Raw genomic sequence first — 19,650 nt, 5'->3', positions numbered from 1 at the left:
CCTGCCGGAGGGCAAAAGATGAACAATAATCCCGCCCGTTCACGTGCAGGTGTAGTATTAACGTCACTGGTTAAAATTATCTTTACTGTTGCATTGGCCTATGGCCCGGCCAGTGCGGCTGGCTTGATAGTAAAGAGTGTGAGCCGCAAGCCCCTGCGTTGGTTGCTGCTGATGCTGCTAGAGCCAATGTTAAAACGCGCAATGCAGGCAGCTGCTGGCCAATTTGCCAAGGAGAAGCATGAAACGACTGCAAAATGAGATTACGTCTTTGGTTAATCGTGGGATGGATCGCCATCTCCGCTTAGCAGTAACCGGCTTGAGCCGCAGCGGGAAAACTGCCTTTATTACTTCGTTAGTGAATCAATTACTTCATGTCCACAGCGGTGCACGTTTGCCGCTGTTTTCGGCTGTGCGCGAAGAGCGGCTACTGGGTGTAAAACGGGTGCCGCAGCGTGATTTGGGTATTCAACGTTTTACCTATGATGAAGGATTGGCGTCTTTATATGGCACACCGCCAAACTGGCCAACTCCAACCCGTGGCGTCAGTGAAATTCGCTTAGCATTGCGCTTTCGTTCTGGTGATTCGCTTTTGCGCCACTTTAAAGAGACATCGACACTTTATTTGGAGATTGTCGATTATCCCGGTGAATGGTTACTGGACCTGCCTATGTTGGAACAGGACTATTTAAGCTGGTCCCGCCAGATGGCGGGCCTACTACAAGGGGATCGCGCACAGTGGGCCAAACCTTGGCTAACATTGTGTCAGCAGTGTGATCCGTTAGCACCGGCAGACGAAAACCAGCTAGCGGCCATTGCACAGGCTTATACCGATTATCTTATTCGCTGCAAGAATGAAGGCCTGCATTTCATTCAACCCGGGCGGTTTGTCCTGCCTGGTGATATGGCTGGTGCGCCTGCACTACAGTTTTTCCCGTGGCCGGAAGTGAATGAACTGAGTGAATCACGGCTGGCGCAGGCGGATAAACATTCCAATTTGGGTATGTTACGCACCCGTTTTAGCTATTACTGCAACTCGGTGGTGAAAGGTTTTTATAAAGAGCATTTTGTCCGATTTGATCGACAAATTGTGCTGGTGGATTGTTTGCAACCCTTGAACAGCGGGCCGCAGGCATTTAACGATATGCGCCTGGCTCTGACCCAATTAATGCAGAGTTTCCATTACGGAAAACGAACATTATTCCGTCGCTTATTCTCGCCGTGTATCGATAAGCTGATGTTTGCGGCGACTAAAGCGGATCACGTGACGGCGGATCAACACGCGAATCTGGTATCGTTACTCCAGCAATTGGTGCAGGAAGCCTGGCAAAATGCTGCTTTCGAAGGGATCAGTATGGATTGTGTTGGGCTAGCATCGGTACAGGCGACAGAAAGTGGCATAGTCGAACATCAGGGGCAAAAAATCCCTGCATTGCGTGGCCATCGCCTGCTGGATGGTGTACCGCTGACGGTATTCCCGGGGGATGTCCCGGCGCGTTTGCCTGGTCCGGCATTCTGGCAGCAACAGGGTTTTCATTTTGATGAATTTCGCCCACAAGCGGTGAATGTTGATAGCCCATTGCCCCATATTCGGCTGGATGCAGTGATGGAGTTCTTATTGGGAGATAAGTTGCGATGAGTGAGCCGTTGAAACCACGGATAGATTTTGAACAGCCTTTGCAGCCTCTTGATGAGCCAGTATTAAAAGCAGCACAGGCTTTTGATCAACAAACCGCGCAGAACTTCTACCCTGCGGCACCTGAACTAGACGCTGAAGATGAAGAAGGGCGGGTGGAAGGGTTGGTGAATGCTGCGCTGAAACCCAAACGCAGTCTGTGGCGCAAAATGGTGACGGCCGGACTGGCACTCTTTGGTGTCAGTGTGATTGCCCAGTCAGTGCAATGGGTTAATCAGGCTTGGCAGCAACAGGATTGGATAGCACTGGGGGCAACGACTGCCGGTGGGCTGATTGTGGTAGCTGGGGTCGGTTCGGTGTTGACCGAGTGGCGGCGTCTATACCGTTTACGCCAGCGGGCACAAGAGCGCGATGTCGCACGCGAACTTTTGGTGAGTCACGGTATCGGGCAAGGGCGCGCCTTTTGTGAAAAACTGGCGCGTCAGGCCGGATTGGAGCAAGGGCATCCGGCACTGCAACGTTGGCAGGCGTCACTGCATGAGACTCATAACGATCGAGAAGTGGTTGAGTTATATGCCAAACTGGTACAGCCAGCACTGGATAATCAGGCACGGGCAGAAATTAGCCGCTACGCTGCTGAATCAGCATTAATGATTGCGGTCAGTCCTCTGGCGTTGGTGGATATGGCCTTTATCGCCTGGCGTAATATTCGTCTGATTAATCGTATTGCCGCTCTGTATGGTATCGAATTGGGATATTTCAGCCGAATTCGGTTATTCCGCTTAGTGTTACTGAACATTGCCTTTGCCGGGGCTTCCGAATTGGTACGAGAAGTGGGTATGGATTGGTTGTCACAGGATTTGGCCGCTCGTTTATCGGCTCGTGCGGCGCAAGGGATCGGGGCGGGGCTACTGACCGCCCGACTGGGTATCAAAGCGATGGAGCTATGTCGCCCGTTGCCGTGGCTGGATGGTGATAAACCTAAACTGGGAGATTTTCGCCGCCAGTTGATTAGCCAATTGAAAAATACGCTGCCGAAAAAAGACAAAGCTAAACCGTAGTCAGTTGGCTATTTCAATCGCGGATCGAAGGCGAAGGAGAGTGTTTTGGCGGTACTCAAACAGGCCTGAAAATCTTTGTGGCGTGGGTTGACCAGCATATTGTGTTCTGATGGCACCAGTGTGGACGGGACCAGTAATCCAATTGATGATTCTGATGCCAACCACTCGGTGCCGATATCCATCGTAGCGGCAGGTGCGGGGTCGTTACGCCAGTCAATGGGCCAATCCTGTGGCTGTAACAGCATGATATTGCTATCATCAATCTCAATTTGAAATAATTCAAACTCACTGAGTGTTGAGCTGTCTTGAATATGCACCAGTGTTTCCAGCATTGCCAGTGACACACTACTGGCTAAATAGATGGCAGCGTGGCCTTTATGATTCCAGCGGCCGCCATAGATTTCAGCGCCATAGCCGGTCCAGGTTGAAGCAAGATAACGGCGCATCACAATGCGATAGAGCATCATAAGTATTGCCCCGTCGGGTTGCCAGTAATTGTGAACTTATCCATGTCATCTTCCCTATAGAACTTTTATCCTTCCTGGCACTCAGCTATGAAAATACACCGTGTTCCAGCCGGCCAATTAAATCACAGATTTCTAGCGCGCCGGTTTCGGTCTCCAGCAGTGAGTCAGGGCTGCGATGCCCAAGCCCCTTAATTGGCGTCGACATCCAGACGATGGCTTTGCCTTTATCACCACCAAATAGATCAACGGCGGCATCCATTACTCGCACGAAACGCGCAATTCGCTCGCTCTCTTCCGGGGTAAAACGGCCATCATGGGTGCGTCTACGGGTTAGACTACGGCTGGGAATACCGGTAGCACGCAATACTTCAGATTTAGGTATGGACGCCCAGAGATGGATGCTGTCGATGACATCGACAGAAAAACCCAATTTGATGCTATCCACCAATACCGTGCCACGACTGGCCGGCAAACCAATTTCACGCCAGAGCGCCCCTGCCTTGGCTGTGGGGGTAGGCTGATAAGCTCTCATGTAACCTCCTCGGTCATATGGCTACCTCTACTATAGCCAGTTGGCCGATGGAATGCAAAGTGTCACCTCACCTTGACGAAGGGACTGATACAGTCAGGCATTATATTATTCTGAATTATTCTTATAAAAACTAATAACTCGCTAGATGTATGGCGCGCAGGCGCTGAAAATCTTACCTTGCTAGCATTGGTCGGGAAAAAAATCAGCAAAAACCCGATTCCTGTCAACTTTTGCTGACAGACTGCTTCATCAGCAAGGGGGGACAGGGTATTATCATAAGCAGAGACTCCGCACCTGCACTATATAAGGTCGATACTGATGCGCTTGGAAGTTTTTTGTGAAGACCGACTCGGTCTCACCAGAGAGTTACTTGATCTCTTGGTTTTACGCAGCATTGATTTACGGGGGATCGAAATTGATCCGATAGGGCGTATTTACCTGAACTTTTCTCAACTGGATTTCAGTGTATTCAGTGCCTTAATGATGGATATTCGACGTATCGAGGGGGTAACAGACGTTCGAACCGTCTCCTTTATGCCATCAGAACGTGAACACCGCTCGCTGCGAGCGTTACTTGAATCGATGCCAGAACCGGTATTCTCCATTGATTTAAGAGGTAATCTTGAGTTAGCGAACCCTGCGGCCCGTGAGCTTTTCTCCCTTCATGAGGAGCGTATTCGCCACAAAACTGCCGGCAGTCTACTCGGGGGATATAACTTTGCTCGTTGGTTTGAAGGGGGGGAGACCGCGCCTCATACCGAACGGGTGTTGATCAACAATCAGGATTACCTGATGGAGATAACTCCCATCGAGCTTGAAGACGAGCATCAGCAGAACCAAACAGTGGGTGCAGTGGTGATGTTAAAATCCACGGCGCGCATGGGTAAACAGTTACAAATCTTATCAGTTAACGATGATACTGAATTTAAACAGATTGTTGCCACCAGCGTTAAGATGCGCCAAGTGCTTGAGCAAGCCCGTAAGTTGGCGATGCTGGATGCCCCCTTGCTATTGGTTGGTGATACCGGTACCGGTAAAGATCTCTTGGCTCACGCCTGTCACTTGCGTAGCCCGCGCGGGAAAATGCCTTTCCTTGGCCTTAATTGTGCTTCAATGCCGGACGATGTGGTAGAAAGCGAGCTATTCGGCTATGCAGCCGGGGCTTACCCGAATGCCATCGAAGGTAAAAAAGGCTTCTTTGAGCAGGCGAATGGTGGCTCGGTGCTACTGGATGAAATCGGCGAAATGTCGCCACGCATGCAAATCAAACTGTTGCGATTCCTAAACGATGGTACCTTCCGCCGTGTCGGGGAAGAACATGAAGTGCATGTTGATGTTCGGGTTATTTGCGCCACGCAAAAGAACCTGGTGGAGTTGGTTCAGCGTGGTGAGTTTCGTGAAGATCTCTATTATCGCCTTAATGTGCTGACTATCACCTTGCCACCATTGCGTGAGCGTCAGGCTGATATCATGCCACTGACCGAATTGTTCGTTGCCCGCTTTTCGGACGAACAAGGCGTGCCACGGCCGAAGTTGGCTCCTGAACTGAGCAGTTTTCTGACTAATTATGGTTGGCCCGGCAATGTGCGGCAGTTGAAAAATGCCATTTATCGCGCCCTGACCCAATTGGACGGTTTCGAACTGCGGCCCCAGGACATTATCTTGCCGGAGTTTGAAGTTGAAGCCGTACTGGGGGACGAAGTGCTTGATGGTTCGCTTGATGACATCAGCAAACGCTTTGAACGCTCAGTGCTGACCCGTCTTTACCGTAATTATCCCAGTACACGTAAATTGGCCAAGCGCCTTGGCGTCTCGCATACCGCGATTGCCAACAAGTTGCGCGAATATGGTTTAAGCAGTAAGCGGCCAGTCAGTGATGACAGCGAAGAGGAGTAAGCAACAGAGTAATGTGTTGCTATAAATGGATAGTATTAAAAACGGATTGTAATAAAAAACGGCTGTACCCAGATGGGCCAGCCGTTTTGAGTTAATGCTCCGGTTTAGTTAAACCGAAGTTAACCAGTTATTTCAGTGCTGCCAGCGCGGCATCATAGTTTGGTTCAGTGGTGATTTCGTTAACCAGTTCGCTGTAGATAACGTTATCTTGCCCATCCAAAACCACCACAGCACGCGCAGTCAAACCAGCCAATGGGCCTTCGGTAATGGCCACACCATAAGCTTGTTTGAAATCGGCGCCACGCAGCGTTGATAAGGTCGTTACGTTGCTCAGGCCTTCAGCACCGCAAAAGCGTGATTGAGCAAATGGCAGGTCAGAGGAGATACAAAGAACGACAGTGTTCTCAAGTTCGCCAGCCAATTGATTGAATTTACGTACCGATGCCGCACAAACGCCGGTATCAATACTTGGGAAGATATTCAGGACTTTACGTTTGCCAATGAAGCTGCTCAGGGCAACATCAGATAAATCTTTCGCAACCAAAGTAAAGTCTTTTGCTTTATCGCCAGCTTGTGGCAGTTGACCTGCAACAGTCACTGGATTGCCTTGAAAATGTACGGTCTGTGTCATTATTTGATCCCTTTTACAGATGTGTAACACGAAGTTCAGTTTAAGGTAACAATGGCGGCTTGGATATGAGAAATTTGCTAAATAATTGAGATTTTGCTTACGTTAGGTTCTAACGTCTGATACTCAAGCCCGAATTCTGCCAAGGAGCCATAATTGAGAACAATGCGTTTCTACCCTGAGGCATGGCCTTTACATTCTGCGTTTGTTATTTCCCGTGGTAGCCGTACAGAAGCCAAAGTGGTGGTCGTCGAGATTGAAGAGGACGGCATCCTGGCTTGCGGCGAATGTACGCCATATCCACATTATGGTGAAAGTGAATCATCGGTCATGGCACAGCTAGCTTTGGTTGTGAATGCCATAGAAGGTGGCATTTCACGGCAGGCTTTACAGCAGCTATTACCCGCAGGGGCGGCCAGGAATGCGGTAGATTGTGCACTGTGGCAGTTGGAATGTTTACAGAACCGACAAAGTTTGTGGCACATGAGCCAGACAACGGCTATTCCCCATATTTCAATGGCTCAAACAGTCAGTATCGGCACGCCAGAAGCGATGGCGTACAGTGCCAGTGCATTGGCACATCTTGGCGCCAGATTGTTGAAAATAAAACTTGATGACCATCTTATTGCTGAGCGTTTAGTGGCGATCCGCAGTGCTGCGCCAGAAGTGACCTTAATCGTGGATGCCAATGAATCCTGGCAAACCGAAGGGCTGGTTGCCCGTTGCCAGTTACTGGCAGATTTAGGTGTGGCGATGCTGGAACAGCCGCTACCGGCCGGTGAAGATGATAGTTTGCAGAATTTTATTCATCCGTTGCCGATTTGTGCTGACGAAAGCTGCCATACGCGGGCGGATTTAGCCGGACTGGTTGGCCGCTATGACATGGTAAACATTAAACTGGACAAAAGTGGCGGGTTAACCGAAGCGTTATTGCTAGCCGAGCAGGCAAAATCACAGGGATTTGCCATTATGCTCGGTTGCATGTTGTGTACTTCCCGCGCCATACGAGCGGCCTTGCCACTGGCACCGGGCGCGCGGTTTGTTGATCTCGACGGCCCGACATGGTTGGAACAGGACATTGAAGATGGACTGCACTTCTCTACGGGGGCGATTGATTTGTCGGTTTAATCCGCCAACGTAAGTAAATCCACCAACGCAGCCAGATAACATTCACTGGCTGCATCGGCGGAAATCGGCGGTAATTCTGCGGTGATACACGGCAAATTGCGATCAGCGCACCAGCTACCAAATGACCCCGGTGTGGCGTAACCGACACTGTTAACGAGCGGTAATGCGAAATTGGCTGCCAACCGAGCCCCTAGCACAGAGTTACCAGGGTCTTCAATGCAGGCCAGCGGCTCATGGAATGAGACGACCCAGCGGGGAGCAAGTTGCTCAATCAAGGCGCATAAAGCTTGTGTTTCTGGTTCTGAACCTGCGTGTTCGCCTGTCAATAACCGGACATCACGTGCATCAGCGGCACTGTTCCAGCGATAAACCGTCTCGCCTGGTTGCCAGTTTTTTGCCGGGAAATTGCGATTAAGATCAACACCATTGGCATTAGCACGTAACCCTAATTGGCAACCATCCGGGTTCACTGCTAATACCACATGATGGTGCTGTTGTTCCGGGGCAATAGTGCGTAACGCGCAGGAAAGGGCAACAATGGCCGCACTTTCATCGCCATGGGTGCCGGCGATAATCAATCCGGTGTTAACAGATGACGTGGGGGCAGGGAAGTAAAGCAGCGGTGCACCCAGCAGCGATTGGCCGTAGTGTTGGCCTAAGGTGAGCAAATTTCCTCGTGCTGAACGAGGTCGATATTGAGTCATAATGTTCTCTGTTATCCTGAACATATTTATAATACTTTCAACATAGCATTTAATATTATTTCTTTGAATCAATAAGTTATTTTTGATGCTGATGGCAATGGTTCAGAGAACCATAAAGGCTAACGTCAGTCGCTGATTGTATTGTTGAATGCAGTTTACTTTTGATGTTGCCGTGGTGAGCTATATTTTATCATCGTCAGTATAGGGTTTAATCTGCTAGTTTATATCGACAACGTGTTGAGTTGATGTTGAAGCTTTACTGTTTGATTTACTTTAAATAAATAGATCCAGAAATAATGATGGGTTAAATTTACACACACAGTAACCCCAAGGTCATGGCTGAATATTGCCTGCATAGAATATGTTGGTACGCGCTGTGAGTAGTTAACGTTATGAGCAGTCAGGGGCTGCTTTCGCTGACATGGACAACAACGATAAGGTTATCGATTATGCGCTATTTCCGTTATGCATTGTGTGCCGCATTAGTGGGCACCGCGTTGGGCGCAGCAAATGCTGCTGATGTTCCTGCGGGTACCGTATTGGCAGAAAAACAAGAAATCGTTCGTCATATTAAAGATGAGCCAGCCTCCCTTGATCCGATGAAAGCCGTGGGGCTAATCGAGGCTCAGGTCGCGCGTGACCTGTTTGAAGGCTTAGTGAATCAGGATGCTCAGGGCCAAATAATTCCCGGAGTGGCATTAAGCTGGCAAACAACAGATAACCAAACCTATATATTTACCTTACGTAAAGACGCTAAATGGTCTAACGGCTCACCGGTCACTGCACAGGACTTTGTTTACAGCTGGCGTCGATTAGTTGACCCTAAAAGTTTATCTCCTTTTGCCTGGTTCGCTGAATTAGCGGGGATGGAGAATGCACAGCAAATTATTTCAGGGAAAATGTCACCAGACACGCTAGGGGTGAGTGCTATTAATAATCACACCTTAAAAGTCAAACTCAGTAAACCGGTACCTTATTTCCCAAGTCTGACAGCAAATTTCAGTTTATTCCCGGTTCCCCAGTCTGTTGTTGAACAATATGGTAATGATTGGACCAAAGTCGGTAATCTGGTAGGCAACGGTGCATTTAAATTACAAGATAGAGTCGTCAATGAAAAATTGGTATTGGTACCAAATGAACACTATTGGGACCATGCGCATACGGTGCTGACCAAAGTAACGTTTATTCCAATTAATCAGGAAGCAAATGCCACTAAACGTTATCGTGCGGGTGATATTGATATTACAGAATCATTTCCGAAAAATTTATATCAGAAGTTGCTAAAAGATATTCCTGACCAGGTTTATACGCCTGATCAGCTAGGAACCTATTATTACGCCTTTAATACGCAACGTGCACCAACCAATGATATTCGCGTACGTAAAGCATTGTCTTATGCGATAGATCGTAAAATCATTGCTGAAAAAGTATTAGGTACTGGAGAGAAGCCAGCTTATCACTTTACGCCTGATGTTACTGCCGGCTACCATCCGGTTGCAAATTTATTGCAGCAGCAAGATCAGGATGAATTGAACGCACAAGCCAAAGCATTGCTGCATGCTGCGGGCTATGGTCCTGATAAGCCGTTAACATTATCCCTCTTGTATAATACCTCTGATAATAATCAGAAATTAGCCATTGCCATTGCTTCTATGTGGAAGAAAACATTGGGTGTGGATGTCAAAATGATTAACCAGGAATGGAAGACATATATTGACAGCCGTAACACCGGTAATTTTGATGTGGTTCGTGCGTCATGGGTCGGTGACTATAATGAGCCGTCTACCTTCCTGTCACTGCTGACATCCACACACAGCGGAAATATCGCCAAATTTAATAGTGTAGATTATGATAAGTTACTCAATGAAGCGGGTAAACAGACCAATGCTAAAGCACTGAGTGATGATTATAATAAAGCTGAACAGATTATTGCCGAGCAAGTACCTATCGCACCTATATATCAATTTACCAATGGTCGTTTAATTAAGCCGTGGGTGAAAGGTTATCCAATCACTAACCCTGAGGATGTGGCATACAGTCAGACGATGTATATCATCAAACACTAAAGTCGGTGTATTTCTGACAGTTAGGCCGCCAGTATTAATTGGCGGCTTTTTCTATTTTTTTAATTTGCTCTCAGTGGTGATGAGATAATTAAATCTATCTGGTCACTTTATGTTTAGATTATTTTACTACATTTAACATTGCGTTTTGTTAGTGTCAGACGATTCTGTTATGGCTGCGGCGAGCTATCCTGGTTCACCACCTTTAAAGATCGGGTGGCTAGCGCTACACTGAGCTAATTGCATGATAAATTCCGAAATAGAGGATGTTGTTGTGGATGTAGTCGAAGGGAAAGCACTTCAAGTCTCTGATGCGGTTTATGCCTATCAACTCGATGGTAAAGGGGGGGTGACGTCAATAAGTGTTGATGCCGTCGCCACCGCGGGGCAGCCTTGCTGGTTGCATCTGGATTATACCTATCCGCAAAGTGCAGCCTGGCTGCAAAATACACCATTACTGCCAGAGGTGGTCCGTGATGGCCTGGCGGGGGAGAGTGTGCGTCCTAAGGTCACCCGGCTGGGTGATGGCACAATGATAACCTTGCGTGGTATTAACTTTAACACCGATGCCCGTCCCGATCAGTTAGTGACGATTAGGGTCTATATCACGGATAAATTGATCGTCTCAACTCGCCATCGTAAGGTTTACTCCATCGATGATGTATTAAATGATTTACAAAGCGGCACCGGCCCGACAGACAGTGGTAATTGGCTGGTGGAGATTGTCGATGGCCTGACCGACCATACCAGTGAGTTTATCGAAGACTTACACGACAAAATTATCGATCTTGAAGATGATTTACTGGAGCAAAAAATCCCCCAGCGTGGGCAAATGGCATTATTACGCAAGCAGCTAATTGTGTTACGCCGCTATATGGCACCACAGCGCGATGTATTCTCTCGATTAGCTAGTGAGCGTTTGCCCTGGATGAATGATGATGATCGGCGTCGAATGCAGGAAATCTCAGAACGTCTGGGCCGTGGATTAGAGGATTTAGATTCAAGCATCGCCCGCACGGCAGTGCTGTCTGATGAAATTAGTTCATTAATGGCTGATGCGATGAACCGGCGGACCTATACCATGTCGCTTTTGGCAATGGTCTTTTTACCGACGACCTTTTTGACCGGTTTGTTTGGGGTCAACCTTGGTGGGATCCCCGGTAACACCGACTCTTTTGGTTTTGCAACTTTTTGCATGATGTTGGTGGCTTTGGTATTAGGTGTTGCCTGGTGGTTAAAGCGCAGTAAATGGCTCTAATAATGAAGCGGCAGGCGTGTAAAAGAGTGTGCCAGAGATAGGGTTAATCACTGCAAAATTGAGCCACATCAAGATTTGATGGTAATGACTCAGGCATTATCACTGTGCAGGTGAATGCAACGTCAAGCGATGGGCGTTGCGCTCCATATTTGTAATACTTTTATTTTGAATTACTGCATAGCACATAATTGTTACGATGCCGATGTTGTCTCAACATCGGCATTTTTTTTATGCATTTTTAGCCAGATATTTAATTCCTTTCAACCTGCTCAGGGTCGCTGCAATTTCTACTGTTTCATGGATGCATAAACTTACGTATAATAACGCTTTACTTTTTCACTCGGAATTAGTCGCTCTGAACGTTATTAGAGACCTGATAAGTATTTATGAATCAAGAAGATACAAGAAAAGAAACCCTTGAGTTCAATAAACTCCAGAAGCGCATTCGGAGAAATGTCGGCAATGCTATCACCGATTACAACATGATCGAAGATAATGACGTTGTAATGGCATGCATGAGTGGTGGGAAGGACTCGTTTGCAATGTTGGACATCCTACTCGGCCTACAAAAGGTTGCGCCGATCAAGTTCGATGTTATTGCGGTAAATTTAGACCAAAAACAACCCGGTTTTCCTGAACATATTCTGCCTGAGTATCTTGAAAGCCTTAATATCCCTTATTATATTGTGGATAAAGATACTTATTCGGTTGTTAAAGAGAAAATACCTGAAGGTAAAACAACCTGCGGGCTATGTTCTCGTCTACGCAGAGGAACATTGTATTCATTTGCGGAGAAGATTGGCGCTACAAAAATCGCGCTCGGTCACCATATGGATGACATTGTTGAAACGCTATTTTTGAATATTTTCCATGGTGCACGCATGAAAGCGATGCCGCCAAAATTACGTTCTGACGATGGACGTAATATTGTTATCAGGCCGCTGGCATATTGCCGCGAGAAAGACCTGATTAAGTATTCTGAGTATAAAACTTTTCCAATAATTCCATGTAACCTGTGTGGTTCGCAGGAGAATTTGCAGCGCCAGGCGATTAAAACCATGCTAAGCGAATGGGATAAAAAAGATCCGGGCCGGGTTGAGAGTGTATTTAAGTCAATACAAAACGTAAGCCCAAGCCAGTTAGCTGACCGTAACCTTTTTGATTTCGTCAACCTGCCGTTAGATCGTGAAGGGGATAGGGAAGAGTACGCGTTTAGTGAAGCAACGGTTTCTTCTACCAATATCAATAACGCCCTGTATATAGATGTAACCAATCTCTGATTTTATTTATCTATTAAGTTAACGCGGTAATATCACCTTTGACCCATTCTGCTATTCCCCCATTGATTTATGGGGGAATACTCAGTACGAGAAAAACAATAGAATAGGGTGCCCCCAGAATCAAAACCCGCAGTACAACGCCCCGAATGAGGCGTTGTTATCCTGCTGATAAACGATGTTGATACTGAGTGGACTTATCCCTCAGAGGCGGTTTTTTCTGTTTTCCCTGCCAGTAAGCTCAGGAAGTCGTAGCGTTTTTTCAAGTCTTTCTCCGCCGCCGCGTACAACTGTGCCGCCACCTCCGGCTCTTGGGTATTGAGTCGGCGGAAACGTTGCTCATTCAGCAGTGTGGTGGTCAGGTCACTGCTTGGTGGGCGGGAGTCCAATGCCAAGGCCGCTTTGCCTTCGTCAGTGCGGCGTGGGTCAAAGCGGTATAGCGGCCAGAAACCGGTGGCGGTTAATTGCTTCATCTGATCATGGCTGTAGGCCAAATCATAACCATGCTCCTCACACGGACTGTAAGCGATAATCAGCGATGGGCCAGGATAGGCTTCCGCTTCTTGAATGGCTTTTACCGTCTGATTGAGCTGCGCTCCCAGCGAAATCTGCGCAACATAGACATGGCCATACATCATCATACTGACGCCTAAGTCTTTGCGCGCCTTACGTTTGCCATGCTCACCAAATTTAGTGACCGCCCCGAGCGGGGTCGCTTTAGATTGCTGGCCGCCGGTGTTGGAGTAACACTGGGTATCGAGCACCAGCACATTGACGTTTTCTGTTAGGCTCAATACATGGTCAAGTCCACCAAAACCAATGTCATATGCCCAGCCATCGCCACCAATCAACCAGATGGATTTATCGACTAAATAATCCGCATCCGTTGCCAATTGTTGAGCATCATTGCCTGGGATGTCACGCAATAGCTGACGCAATTGAGAGACTTGCTCACGGCGTACTTCTGGCGTGGCATCCTGAAGTATTAACTGATCGACCAGCTCTTGCGGCAACTGTGGTGCCAGTTGGTTGATTAGGCGGGTTACCCGCTGACGATGCTGATCGACGGTGAGGCGGAAGCCCAGACCGAACTCGGCATTATCTTCGAACAGTGAGTTAGCCCATGCCGGACCACGGCCATCGGCGTTGGTGGTATAAGGCGTGGTAGGTAGATTGCCGCCATAGATTGATGAGCAACCGGTGGCGTTGGCAATTAACAGACGATCGCCATATAACTGGGTCAACAGCTTAATATACGGTGTTTCGCCACAACCCGAACAGGCTCCAGAGTATTCAAACAGCGGGGAAATCAATTGTGACGTACGGATATCAATACGTTCCATTTGGGTTTTATCGATTTCCGGCAATTTGAGGAAGAAGTCATAGTGCGTTTTTTCTTCCACCAGGTGCTCCAGCCGTGGTTGCATGTTGATGGCTTTGATTTCAGGATTCTGGCGATCTTTGGCCGGACAGACTTCATAGCACAGGTTACATCCGGTGCAATCTTCCGGCGCAACTTGTAACACATACTTCTGCCCACGCATATCACGGGCTTTGACATCGAGTGACTGCAAGCTGTCAGGTGCACCAGACATAGCCTCTGGCGGTACCACTTTGGCACGGATTGCTGAGTGCGGGCAGGCGGCAACGCAGTGGTTGCACTGGGTACAGAGATCGGGCTGCCAGATAGGAATATTTTCTGCAATATTGCGTTTTTCCCACTGGGTCGTACCCACCGGCCAGGTTCCATCAGGCGGGAAGGCCGACACCGGCAGCGCGTCACCCAAACCAGCCAGCATGGTTGCGGTAACTGTTTTGACGAAATCAGGTGCCTGATCGGAGACGATCGGTGGCCGCATCGGGCTGTTTTCATTAATCGGTTGTAGCGGGATTTCAATCAGTGCATCAAGGGTGGCATCCAGTGCCTGCCAGTTGCGCGTGACAATTTCTGGCCCTTTATTGCTGTAGCTACCATCAATCGCGGCCCGCAACTGCTGTTGCGCCATCGCAGTGGGTAAAATCTGTGTCAGATGGAAGAACGCCATCTGCATCACGGTATTAATACGAGCGCCCAGTTTGCATTCACGGGCAATTTTGGCTGCATTGATCACAAACAGCCGTGCATTGCGCTGGTGTAATACGGCTTGCACTTCTTGTGGTAGGCGAGACCACATTTCGTCTGCACTGAATGGGGTATTAATCAGGAAGATACCACCCGGTTTCAGCCGTTCGGCCATTTGGTAAATATCAATAAACTGCAACTGGTGGCAACCGACAAAATCGGCGTGGCTGACCAGATAGGCGGAATTGATCGGCGTTTCACTGACGCGCAAGTGCGAGACCGTCAGGCCACCCGCTTTTTTCGAGTCATAAACAAAATAACCCTGTGCATACAGTGAGGTACTGTTGCCGATTATCTTGATGTTGTTTTTAGTGGCAGAGACCGAACCATCACTGCCCAGGCCATAGAACAGCGCCTCCAGTGTGGCGCGTTGTTCTATCTTTTCATCAGTCAATGGTAATGACAGGCCAGTAACATCATCAAAAATCCCTACGGTGAAACGTGGACGAGGCAGATCTAATGTCAACTCTTTGAAAATGGCGAGAGCACAATCAGGGCCAAACTCCTTGGAAGACAAACCATAACGACCACCAATCACTTTCGGTAATGTGGCGCGTTCGCCACGGCTATAGGCTTCAGCCAATGCGGTCATCACATCAAGATAGAGTGGCTCGGCCAGTGCACCCGGTTCTTTGGTGCGATCCAACACGGCTACTTTTATTACTGATTGGGGTAAGACACTCAACAGTTGCGCCGCAGAGAAAGGGCGGAATAGACGCACTTTAAGCACGCCGACTTTTTCGCCGCGCGTCAACAAAGTATCGATCACTTCTTCGCAGGTGCCGATAGCGGAACCCATTAAGATAATGACACGCTCCGCCTGTGGGTGGCCGTAATATTCAAATGGTTTATATTCGCGCCCAGTGGCCGCGGCAAAAGCGGCCATGGCATCAGCAACATGCTGATAGGTGTTGTTATACCAAGGGTTGGTCGCTTCGCGCGACTGGAAATAGGTATCAGGGTTGGCAGAGGTACCGCGCACAACCGGACTCTCCGGTGACAGCGCTCGGCTGCGGTGGTCATCTATCCCTTTTTGCGGCAATAATTGGCGTAGCGTGTCATCATCGAGTGGCACAATTTTATTGATTTCATGTGAGGTGCGAAAACCATCAAAGAAATGAATAAATGGAATGCGACTATTGAGCGTCGCTACTTGTGAAATCAGGGCGAAATCCTGCGCTTCTTGTACACTGCTGGCGCACAGCATGGCACAACCGGTCTGGCGCACGGCCATAACATCGGAGTGATCACCAAAAATGGATAAGGCATGAGTCGCAATGGTTCGGGCTGCAACATGCAGTACGAAAGGGGTCAGTTCACCCGCTAACTTATACAACGTGGGGATCATCAACAGCAATCCCTGCGAAGAGGTAAAGGAGGTCGACAGCGCGCCAGTTTGTAGTGCGCCATGCACAGTGGCAATGGCGCCGCCTTCTGACTGCATTTCAACCACGCGGGGAACGTCTCCCCAAATATTGACTTTACCATCACCTGACCATGCATCAGCAAGCTCTGCCATGGTAGAACTGGGTGTAATAGGGTAGATAGCAATAACTTCGCTGGCGCGATAGGCCACAGAAGCTACTGCACTGTTACCGTCAGTAGTAATCATTAATTTATACCTTCACATTGCTTGTCACGCAGAGACCAAAGTAGTAATGGGTGCCTCTGACGGTTAACGAATTATTTGAACTAATACTGAAATTCTAGCAGAGTGCATTTTTGTCAGTTATCGAATTTGTGTGGCTGGGGGGCTAAATGCTTTCAGTTAAAATGCAGAAAATAAGCCAGTAACGCTGGCAAAGCTTATATAGATGTTATTCGGATAATAATTATTACAATTAGAAAACTATTTATTGCGCTGCTCAGATATCGCTTGGCGAAGCAATACCTATGGGTGCTTTTGTAAAATAATTGTGAAACTGAATTAGATTTAATGAACATTTAATATGGGACGGGCATAATGTTGACCCAATACTGAAATGAGAAAATGATGATGAGCGGTTTCATGTATTTAATGATGGCAATTGTTGCCGAAGTAGTGGCGACTACGATGCTGAAAGCATCTGATGGGTTTACCCGATTGGTACCCTCAATTGTGGTGGTTATTGGCTACGGTGTTGCATTTTGGGGGCTTTCGCAGGTGGTTAAAACCATGCCATTGGGTATCGCTTATGCCATCTGGTCAGGGTTGGGTATTGTTTTGGTGTCGATCGCCGCTACCTTTATGTACCAACAAAAACTTGATTGGGCAGCCATTGCCGGGATGACGCTAATCATTGCGGGGGTTATGGTGATTAATCTGCTGTCTAAGACACCCATGCATTAATCACGCCTGTAGGATACAGGCGGAACTCATCTATTAGCGCGTTATCGTGGTGGGGCGGGATAACACGCTAATGGGTGAGGGTCGGTGTCACTGAAACGTAGGACAACGTCCTTTTCAACTATTTAATGTCTAATTGATGTATGCCATCAATAGCCAATAACGTCTCATAAAACTGATCGAGACTTTTTCTAGGTGACAAGGTCACTTCCATGGTCAGTTCACAACCGGCATTCTTCTCTTCACGTTTTTGTACCACTGACAGGTTAATTGGCCGCAGTCGCAGTTTTTGCAGTGCGGCCAGAATAAGTGGCACACTCTCGGGTAACAGTTTGATCGAGACATAATGGTGCTGGCCAAGCAGGCGATTACTCAATTGGCGGAAGATCTCCAGTACCACCAGTGTCATCAGCGTGCCATAGATGCCAATTTCATACAGGCCGCTACCAATCACCAGGCCGATAGCCGCTGTTACCCACATACCGGCTGCGGTTGTTAGGCCTTTAACCATCTGCTTTTGAATCATAATCGTCCCGGCCCCCAGGAACCCCATGCCGCTGACAACCTGTGCTGCGACTCGACTAGGGTCAAAACTGACGTGTTCCAGTGTCAGTAAATCCTCGAAACCGTATTTTGAAACAATCATAAACATGGCACTGCCGATGCCAACCAGGATATGAGTGCGCAATCCTGCTTCTTTTGACCGCAATTGACGTTCAATACCTATTAACCCACCCAGCAATCCGGCAAGGGCTATTCGTAGCAGTAAATCAGTGATCATAGTTATTCCCGTTTTATTTTTATCCAAATCGTAGGTAACTGATTCTCTATCTAATTAGTCTCGGTTTGGTTATTTCGCCAAATTTTTAACAGCAAACTACCTTGATAATTCGGCTATTCACCTTGTTACAGGTTAAGTTTAATTATCGAATTTGCGCTTATTTATGTTGTGTTTTAATTATAACAGATATTATATAAGCCAATTAGCGTAGACGAAATTGCATTAAACAATAGATTTATGCCTTTCTCATGCCGGAGCAGAAGAATGAAAGTATTATCAATGTTTGTGGGTGGCGCTGTGTTCTTTTTGGCCGCCTGTAGCAGCAATGACCCAACGGATACAGCTTTAAATAATGTTGATGCCTATGAACCCGTGCAACAAGCCACCAGCGCCAGTGTCCACCATAATATTAATATGGCCAATCCGGCGGCAGTCAATTGTGCCAATGCCGGTGGTGTATTAACCATTGCCAAACAACTCAATGGTGGCAGCGTAGGGATGTGTCAGTTACCCGATGGTAAACGTTGTGAAGAATGGGCGTTAATGCGCGGCGCTTGTCCGGCACGTTGATACCCGCCATCTTTCAAGTATCAGGTGTATTGGCTACTTCTGTTTGCCACCTGCCTGTGCTCGAAATCTATTGGGTATCCCATGCTGCCGCTTGTTAAACGTATAAATAATCAGGCGGTAATAATATTCGGGCAGGGTTCACCCTTTTTCAACTGGGCAATATTCTGCATTGTGGTGGCCGAAATACTGGTCAGCGCCTCTTCGGTCAGAAACGCCTGATGCCCGGTAAATAACACGTTATGACAAGAAGATAAACGGCGGAAAACATCATCTTGAATCACGTCGTTGGATTTGTCTTCAAAGAACAGGTCACGTTCATTTTCATACACATCCATGCCGAGCGAACCTATTTTTTGCTGTTTCAGGGCATCAATGGCTGCGGTAGAGTCAATCAGACCACCCCTACTGGTGTTGATGATCATTACACCGTTTTTCATTTGATCAAATGATTGTTTATTAAGCAGATGATGGTTTTCCGGTGTCATCGGGCAATGCAAGGAAATAACGTCAGATTCGGCATATAACGTTTTGAGATCGACATATTCAGCACCCAGTTCCAGAGCTTGCGCACTTGGATAGGGGTCAAAAGCGAGCAGACGCATACCAAAACCCTTCAGAATGCGCATGGTTGCCACACCAATTTTACCGGTACCGATAATCCCGGCAGTGCGGTTATGCATATTGAAGCCGATCAGCCCTTCCAGCGAGAAGTTGGCATCGCGGGTGCGCTGATAAGCACGATGAATTCGGCGGTTAAGGCTCATCATCATACCCACAGCATGTTCAGCGACCGCCTCAGGTGAATAGGCAGGGACACGAACTACCTGAATTCCCAGTTCTTTCGCGGCTTCCAGATCCACATTATTGAAACCAGCGCAACGCAACGCCAGAATCTCGACGCCGACACTTTTCAGTTCTTCTAATGTCGCACGACAACCATCATCGTTGACGAAAAGACAGACCGCATCACAGCCAGCAGCCATTTTTGCTGTTTTTGGCGTTAACAGAAAATCGAAAAACTCTAATTCAAAGCCAAAATCTTTGTTGACCAATTCGAGGTATTTACGGTCATACTGTTTAGTACTGTAAACGGCTAATTTCATCGCGATATCTCCGCTAAAATATTGTGATCAATCTAACAGATTCGAATAAATCATACAATTTGCCACAATAATAAGTTAAATAGAGCACTTGTAACTTTTTC

The 19,650-nt window shown here is 47.7% G+C and carries 17 protein-coding genes; 10 read left to right on the top strand and 7 right to left on the bottom strand.

Translation table 11 applies throughout. The features are described from left to right. Window positions 1–18: 18 nt before the first annotated feature. From pspD to Q2T71_RS10915, 3 genes are read left to right on the top strand one after another with little or no spacing between them, the layout of a single operon-like run. Window positions 19–258 carry a phage shock protein PspD gene (gene pspD, locus Q2T71_RS10925; protein ID WP_083158769.1) on the top strand — a complete coding sequence of 80 codons (240 nt, stop codon included), beginning with the start codon at window positions 19–21 and terminating at the stop codon, window positions 256–258. Beyond that, entirely contained in the window at window positions 239–1,636 is a 1,398-nt protein-coding gene (locus tag Q2T71_RS10920) for a YcjX family protein (RefSeq protein WP_083158770.1), read from the top strand. Before pspD ends, Q2T71_RS10920 begins: the two co-directional genes overlap by 20 nt. Beyond that, window positions 1,633–2,694 (top strand): TIGR01620 family protein, encoded by a 1,062-nt coding sequence (locus Q2T71_RS10915; protein WP_372559092.1) that lies wholly within the window; start codon window positions 1,633–1,635, stop codon window positions 2,692–2,694. The genes Q2T71_RS10920 and Q2T71_RS10915 overlap by 4 nt, the downstream gene beginning before the upstream one ends. Window positions 2,695–2,702: 8 nt before the next feature. Here Q2T71_RS10915 and Q2T71_RS10910 read toward each other — a convergent pair whose 3' ends face one another. Continuing rightward, window positions 2,703–3,161: an RES family NAD+ phosphorylase gene (locus Q2T71_RS10910; protein ID WP_372559091.1), complete on the bottom strand. Its 459-nt coding sequence runs from the start codon at window positions 3,159–3,161 to the stop codon at window positions 2,703–2,705. Between the two features lie 85 nt (window positions 3,162–3,246). After that, entirely contained in the window at window positions 3,247–3,693 is a 447-nt protein-coding gene (locus Q2T71_RS10905; protein WP_372559090.1) for a DUF2384 domain-containing protein, read from the bottom strand. Between the two features lie 318 nt (window positions 3,694–4,011). Between Q2T71_RS10905 and tyrR the strand changes: the two genes are divergently transcribed. After that, window positions 4,012–5,589 carry a transcriptional regulator TyrR gene (gene tyrR, locus Q2T71_RS10900; RefSeq protein ID WP_372559089.1) on the top strand — a complete coding sequence of 526 codons (1,578 nt, stop codon included), beginning with the start codon at window positions 4,012–4,014 and terminating at the stop codon, window positions 5,587–5,589. A gap of 127 nt (window positions 5,590–5,716) precedes the next feature. On the opposite strand, the gene tpx is transcribed toward tyrR, so the two are convergent. Further along, complete coding sequence (gene tpx / locus Q2T71_RS10895) at window positions 5,717–6,220, bottom strand: thiol peroxidase (protein WP_083158775.1); 504 nt, start codon at window positions 6,218–6,220, stop codon at window positions 5,717–5,719. Window positions 6,221–6,373: 153 nt separating this feature from the next. Here tpx and ycjG point away from each other — a divergent pair, with 153 nt between their 5' ends. Then, window positions 6,374–7,345 (top strand): L-Ala-D/L-Glu epimerase, encoded by a 972-nt coding sequence (gene ycjG / locus Q2T71_RS10890; RefSeq protein ID WP_372559088.1) that lies wholly within the window; start codon window positions 6,374–6,376, stop codon window positions 7,343–7,345. Here ycjG and mpaA read toward each other — a convergent pair. Next, window positions 7,342–8,049: a murein tripeptide amidase MpaA gene (gene mpaA, locus Q2T71_RS10885; RefSeq protein WP_372559087.1), complete on the bottom strand. Its 708-nt coding sequence runs from the start codon at window positions 8,047–8,049 to the stop codon at window positions 7,342–7,344. The two genes, ycjG and mpaA, sit on opposite strands and share 4 nt — an antisense overlap. Before the next feature lie 449 nt (window positions 8,050–8,498). Here mpaA and Q2T71_RS10880 point away from each other — a divergent pair, with 449 nt between their 5' ends. The 3 genes from Q2T71_RS10880 (at window position 8,499) to ttcA (ending at window position 12,650) form a co-directional block, all read left to right on the top strand. Then, the gene (locus tag Q2T71_RS10880) at window positions 8,499–10,115 is read left to right on the top strand and encodes an ABC transporter substrate-binding protein (protein ID WP_083158778.1); all 1,617 of its coding nucleotides are present in this window, start codon (window positions 8,499–8,501) and stop codon (window positions 10,113–10,115) included. A gap of 271 nt (window positions 10,116–10,386) precedes the next feature. After that, the gene (zntB, locus tag Q2T71_RS10875) at window positions 10,387–11,370 is read left to right on the top strand and encodes a zinc transporter ZntB (protein WP_372559086.1); all 984 of its coding nucleotides are present in this window, start codon (window positions 10,387–10,389) and stop codon (window positions 11,368–11,370) included. Between the two features lie 386 nt (window positions 11,371–11,756). Continuing rightward, the gene (gene ttcA, locus Q2T71_RS10870; protein WP_372559085.1) at window positions 11,757–12,650 is read left to right on the top strand and encodes a tRNA 2-thiocytidine(32) synthetase TtcA; all 894 of its coding nucleotides are present in this window, start codon (window positions 11,757–11,759) and stop codon (window positions 12,648–12,650) included. 194 nt (window positions 12,651–12,844) lie between these two features. On the opposite strand, the gene nifJ is transcribed toward ttcA, so the two are convergent. Further along, window positions 12,845–16,381 (bottom strand): pyruvate:ferredoxin (flavodoxin) oxidoreductase, encoded by a 3,537-nt coding sequence (gene nifJ / locus Q2T71_RS10865; RefSeq protein WP_372559084.1) that lies wholly within the window; start codon window positions 16,379–16,381, stop codon window positions 12,845–12,847. A 384-nt stretch (window positions 16,382–16,765) separates the two neighbouring features. On the opposite strand from nifJ, the gene Q2T71_RS10860 reads away from it, so the two are divergent. Next, window positions 16,766–17,098: a multidrug efflux SMR transporter gene (locus Q2T71_RS10860; RefSeq protein WP_372559906.1), complete on the top strand. Its 333-nt coding sequence runs from the start codon at window positions 16,766–16,768 to the stop codon at window positions 17,096–17,098. Between the two features lie 118 nt (window positions 17,099–17,216). Here the strand turns inward: Q2T71_RS10860 and Q2T71_RS10855 are convergent, their stop codons facing one another. After that, window positions 17,217–17,876 (bottom strand): MgtC/SapB family protein, encoded by a 660-nt coding sequence (locus tag Q2T71_RS10855; protein ID WP_372559083.1) that lies wholly within the window; start codon window positions 17,874–17,876, stop codon window positions 17,217–17,219. A gap of 264 nt (window positions 17,877–18,140) precedes the next feature. Between Q2T71_RS10855 and Q2T71_RS10850 the strand changes: the two genes are divergently transcribed. After that, window positions 18,141–18,446: a DUF333 domain-containing protein gene (locus Q2T71_RS10850; protein WP_083158783.1), complete on the top strand. Its 306-nt coding sequence runs from the start codon at window positions 18,141–18,143 to the stop codon at window positions 18,444–18,446. 110 nt (window positions 18,447–18,556) lie between these two features. Here the strand turns inward: Q2T71_RS10850 and Q2T71_RS10845 are convergent, their stop codons facing one another. Beyond that, on the bottom strand, window positions 18,557–19,549 hold the full coding sequence (locus tag Q2T71_RS10845) for a 2-hydroxyacid dehydrogenase (RefSeq protein ID WP_083158784.1): 993 nt from the start codon (window positions 19,547–19,549) through the stop codon (window positions 18,557–18,559). Window positions 19,550–19,650: the final 101 nt, after the last annotated feature.

The sequence above is a fragment of the Yersinia sp. 1652 StPb PI genome (genome assembly GCF_041538345.1).
In the GTDB taxonomy this organism is placed as follows: domain Bacteria; phylum Pseudomonadota; class Gammaproteobacteria; order Enterobacterales; family Enterobacteriaceae; genus Yersinia; species Yersinia enterocolitica_E.
The sequence above is the reverse complement of the archived record's forward strand: the minus strand, read 5'-3'. Positions and strand labels throughout refer to the sequence as shown.

Bases quoted from the DNA above. Each gene is read 5' to 3' on its own strand.
- pspD (WP_083158769.1), top strand. From the start codon at position 19: ATGAACAATAATCCCGCCCGTTCACGTGCAGGTGTAGTATTAACGTCA.
- Q2T71_RS10850 (WP_083158783.1), top strand. From the start codon at position 18,141: ATGAAAGTATTATCAATGTTTGTGGGTGGCGCTGTGTTCTTTTTGGCC.
- Q2T71_RS10905 (WP_372559090.1), bottom strand. From the start codon at position 3,693: ATGAGAGCTTATCAGCCTACCCCCACAGCCAAGGCAGGGGCGCTCTGG.
- ttcA (WP_372559085.1), top strand. From the start codon at position 11,757: ATGAATCAAGAAGATACAAGAAAAGAAACCCTTGAGTTCAATAAACTC.
- Q2T71_RS10860 (WP_372559906.1), top strand. From the start codon at position 16,766: ATGAGCGGTTTCATGTATTTAATGATGGCAATTGTTGCCGAAGTAGTG.
- Q2T71_RS10845 (WP_083158784.1), bottom strand. From the start codon at position 19,549: ATGAAATTAGCCGTTTACAGTACTAAACAGTATGACCGTAAATACCTC.
- tyrR (WP_372559089.1), top strand. From the start codon at position 4,012: ATGCGCTTGGAAGTTTTTTGTGAAGACCGACTCGGTCTCACCAGAGAG.
- tpx (WP_083158775.1), bottom strand. From the start codon at position 6,220: ATGACACAGACCGTACATTTTCAAGGCAATCCAGTGACTGTTGCAGGT.
- mpaA (WP_372559087.1), bottom strand. From the start codon at position 8,049: ATGACTCAATATCGACCTCGTTCAGCACGAGGAAATTTGCTCACCTTA.
- Q2T71_RS10910 (WP_372559091.1), bottom strand. From the start codon at position 3,161: ATGATGCTCTATCGCATTGTGATGCGCCGTTATCTTGCTTCAACCTGG.
- Q2T71_RS10880 (WP_083158778.1), top strand. From the start codon at position 8,499: ATGCGCTATTTCCGTTATGCATTGTGTGCCGCATTAGTGGGCACCGCG.
- nifJ (WP_372559084.1), bottom strand. From the start codon at position 16,381: ATGATTACTACTGACGGTAACAGTGCAGTAGCTTCTGTGGCCTATCGC.
- Q2T71_RS10915 (WP_372559092.1), top strand. From the start codon at position 1,633: ATGAGTGAGCCGTTGAAACCACGGATAGATTTTGAACAGCCTTTGCAG.
- Q2T71_RS10920 (WP_083158770.1), top strand. From the start codon at position 239: ATGAAACGACTGCAAAATGAGATTACGTCTTTGGTTAATCGTGGGATG.
- Q2T71_RS10855 (WP_372559083.1), bottom strand. From the start codon at position 17,876: ATGATCACTGATTTACTGCTACGAATAGCCCTTGCCGGATTGCTGGGT.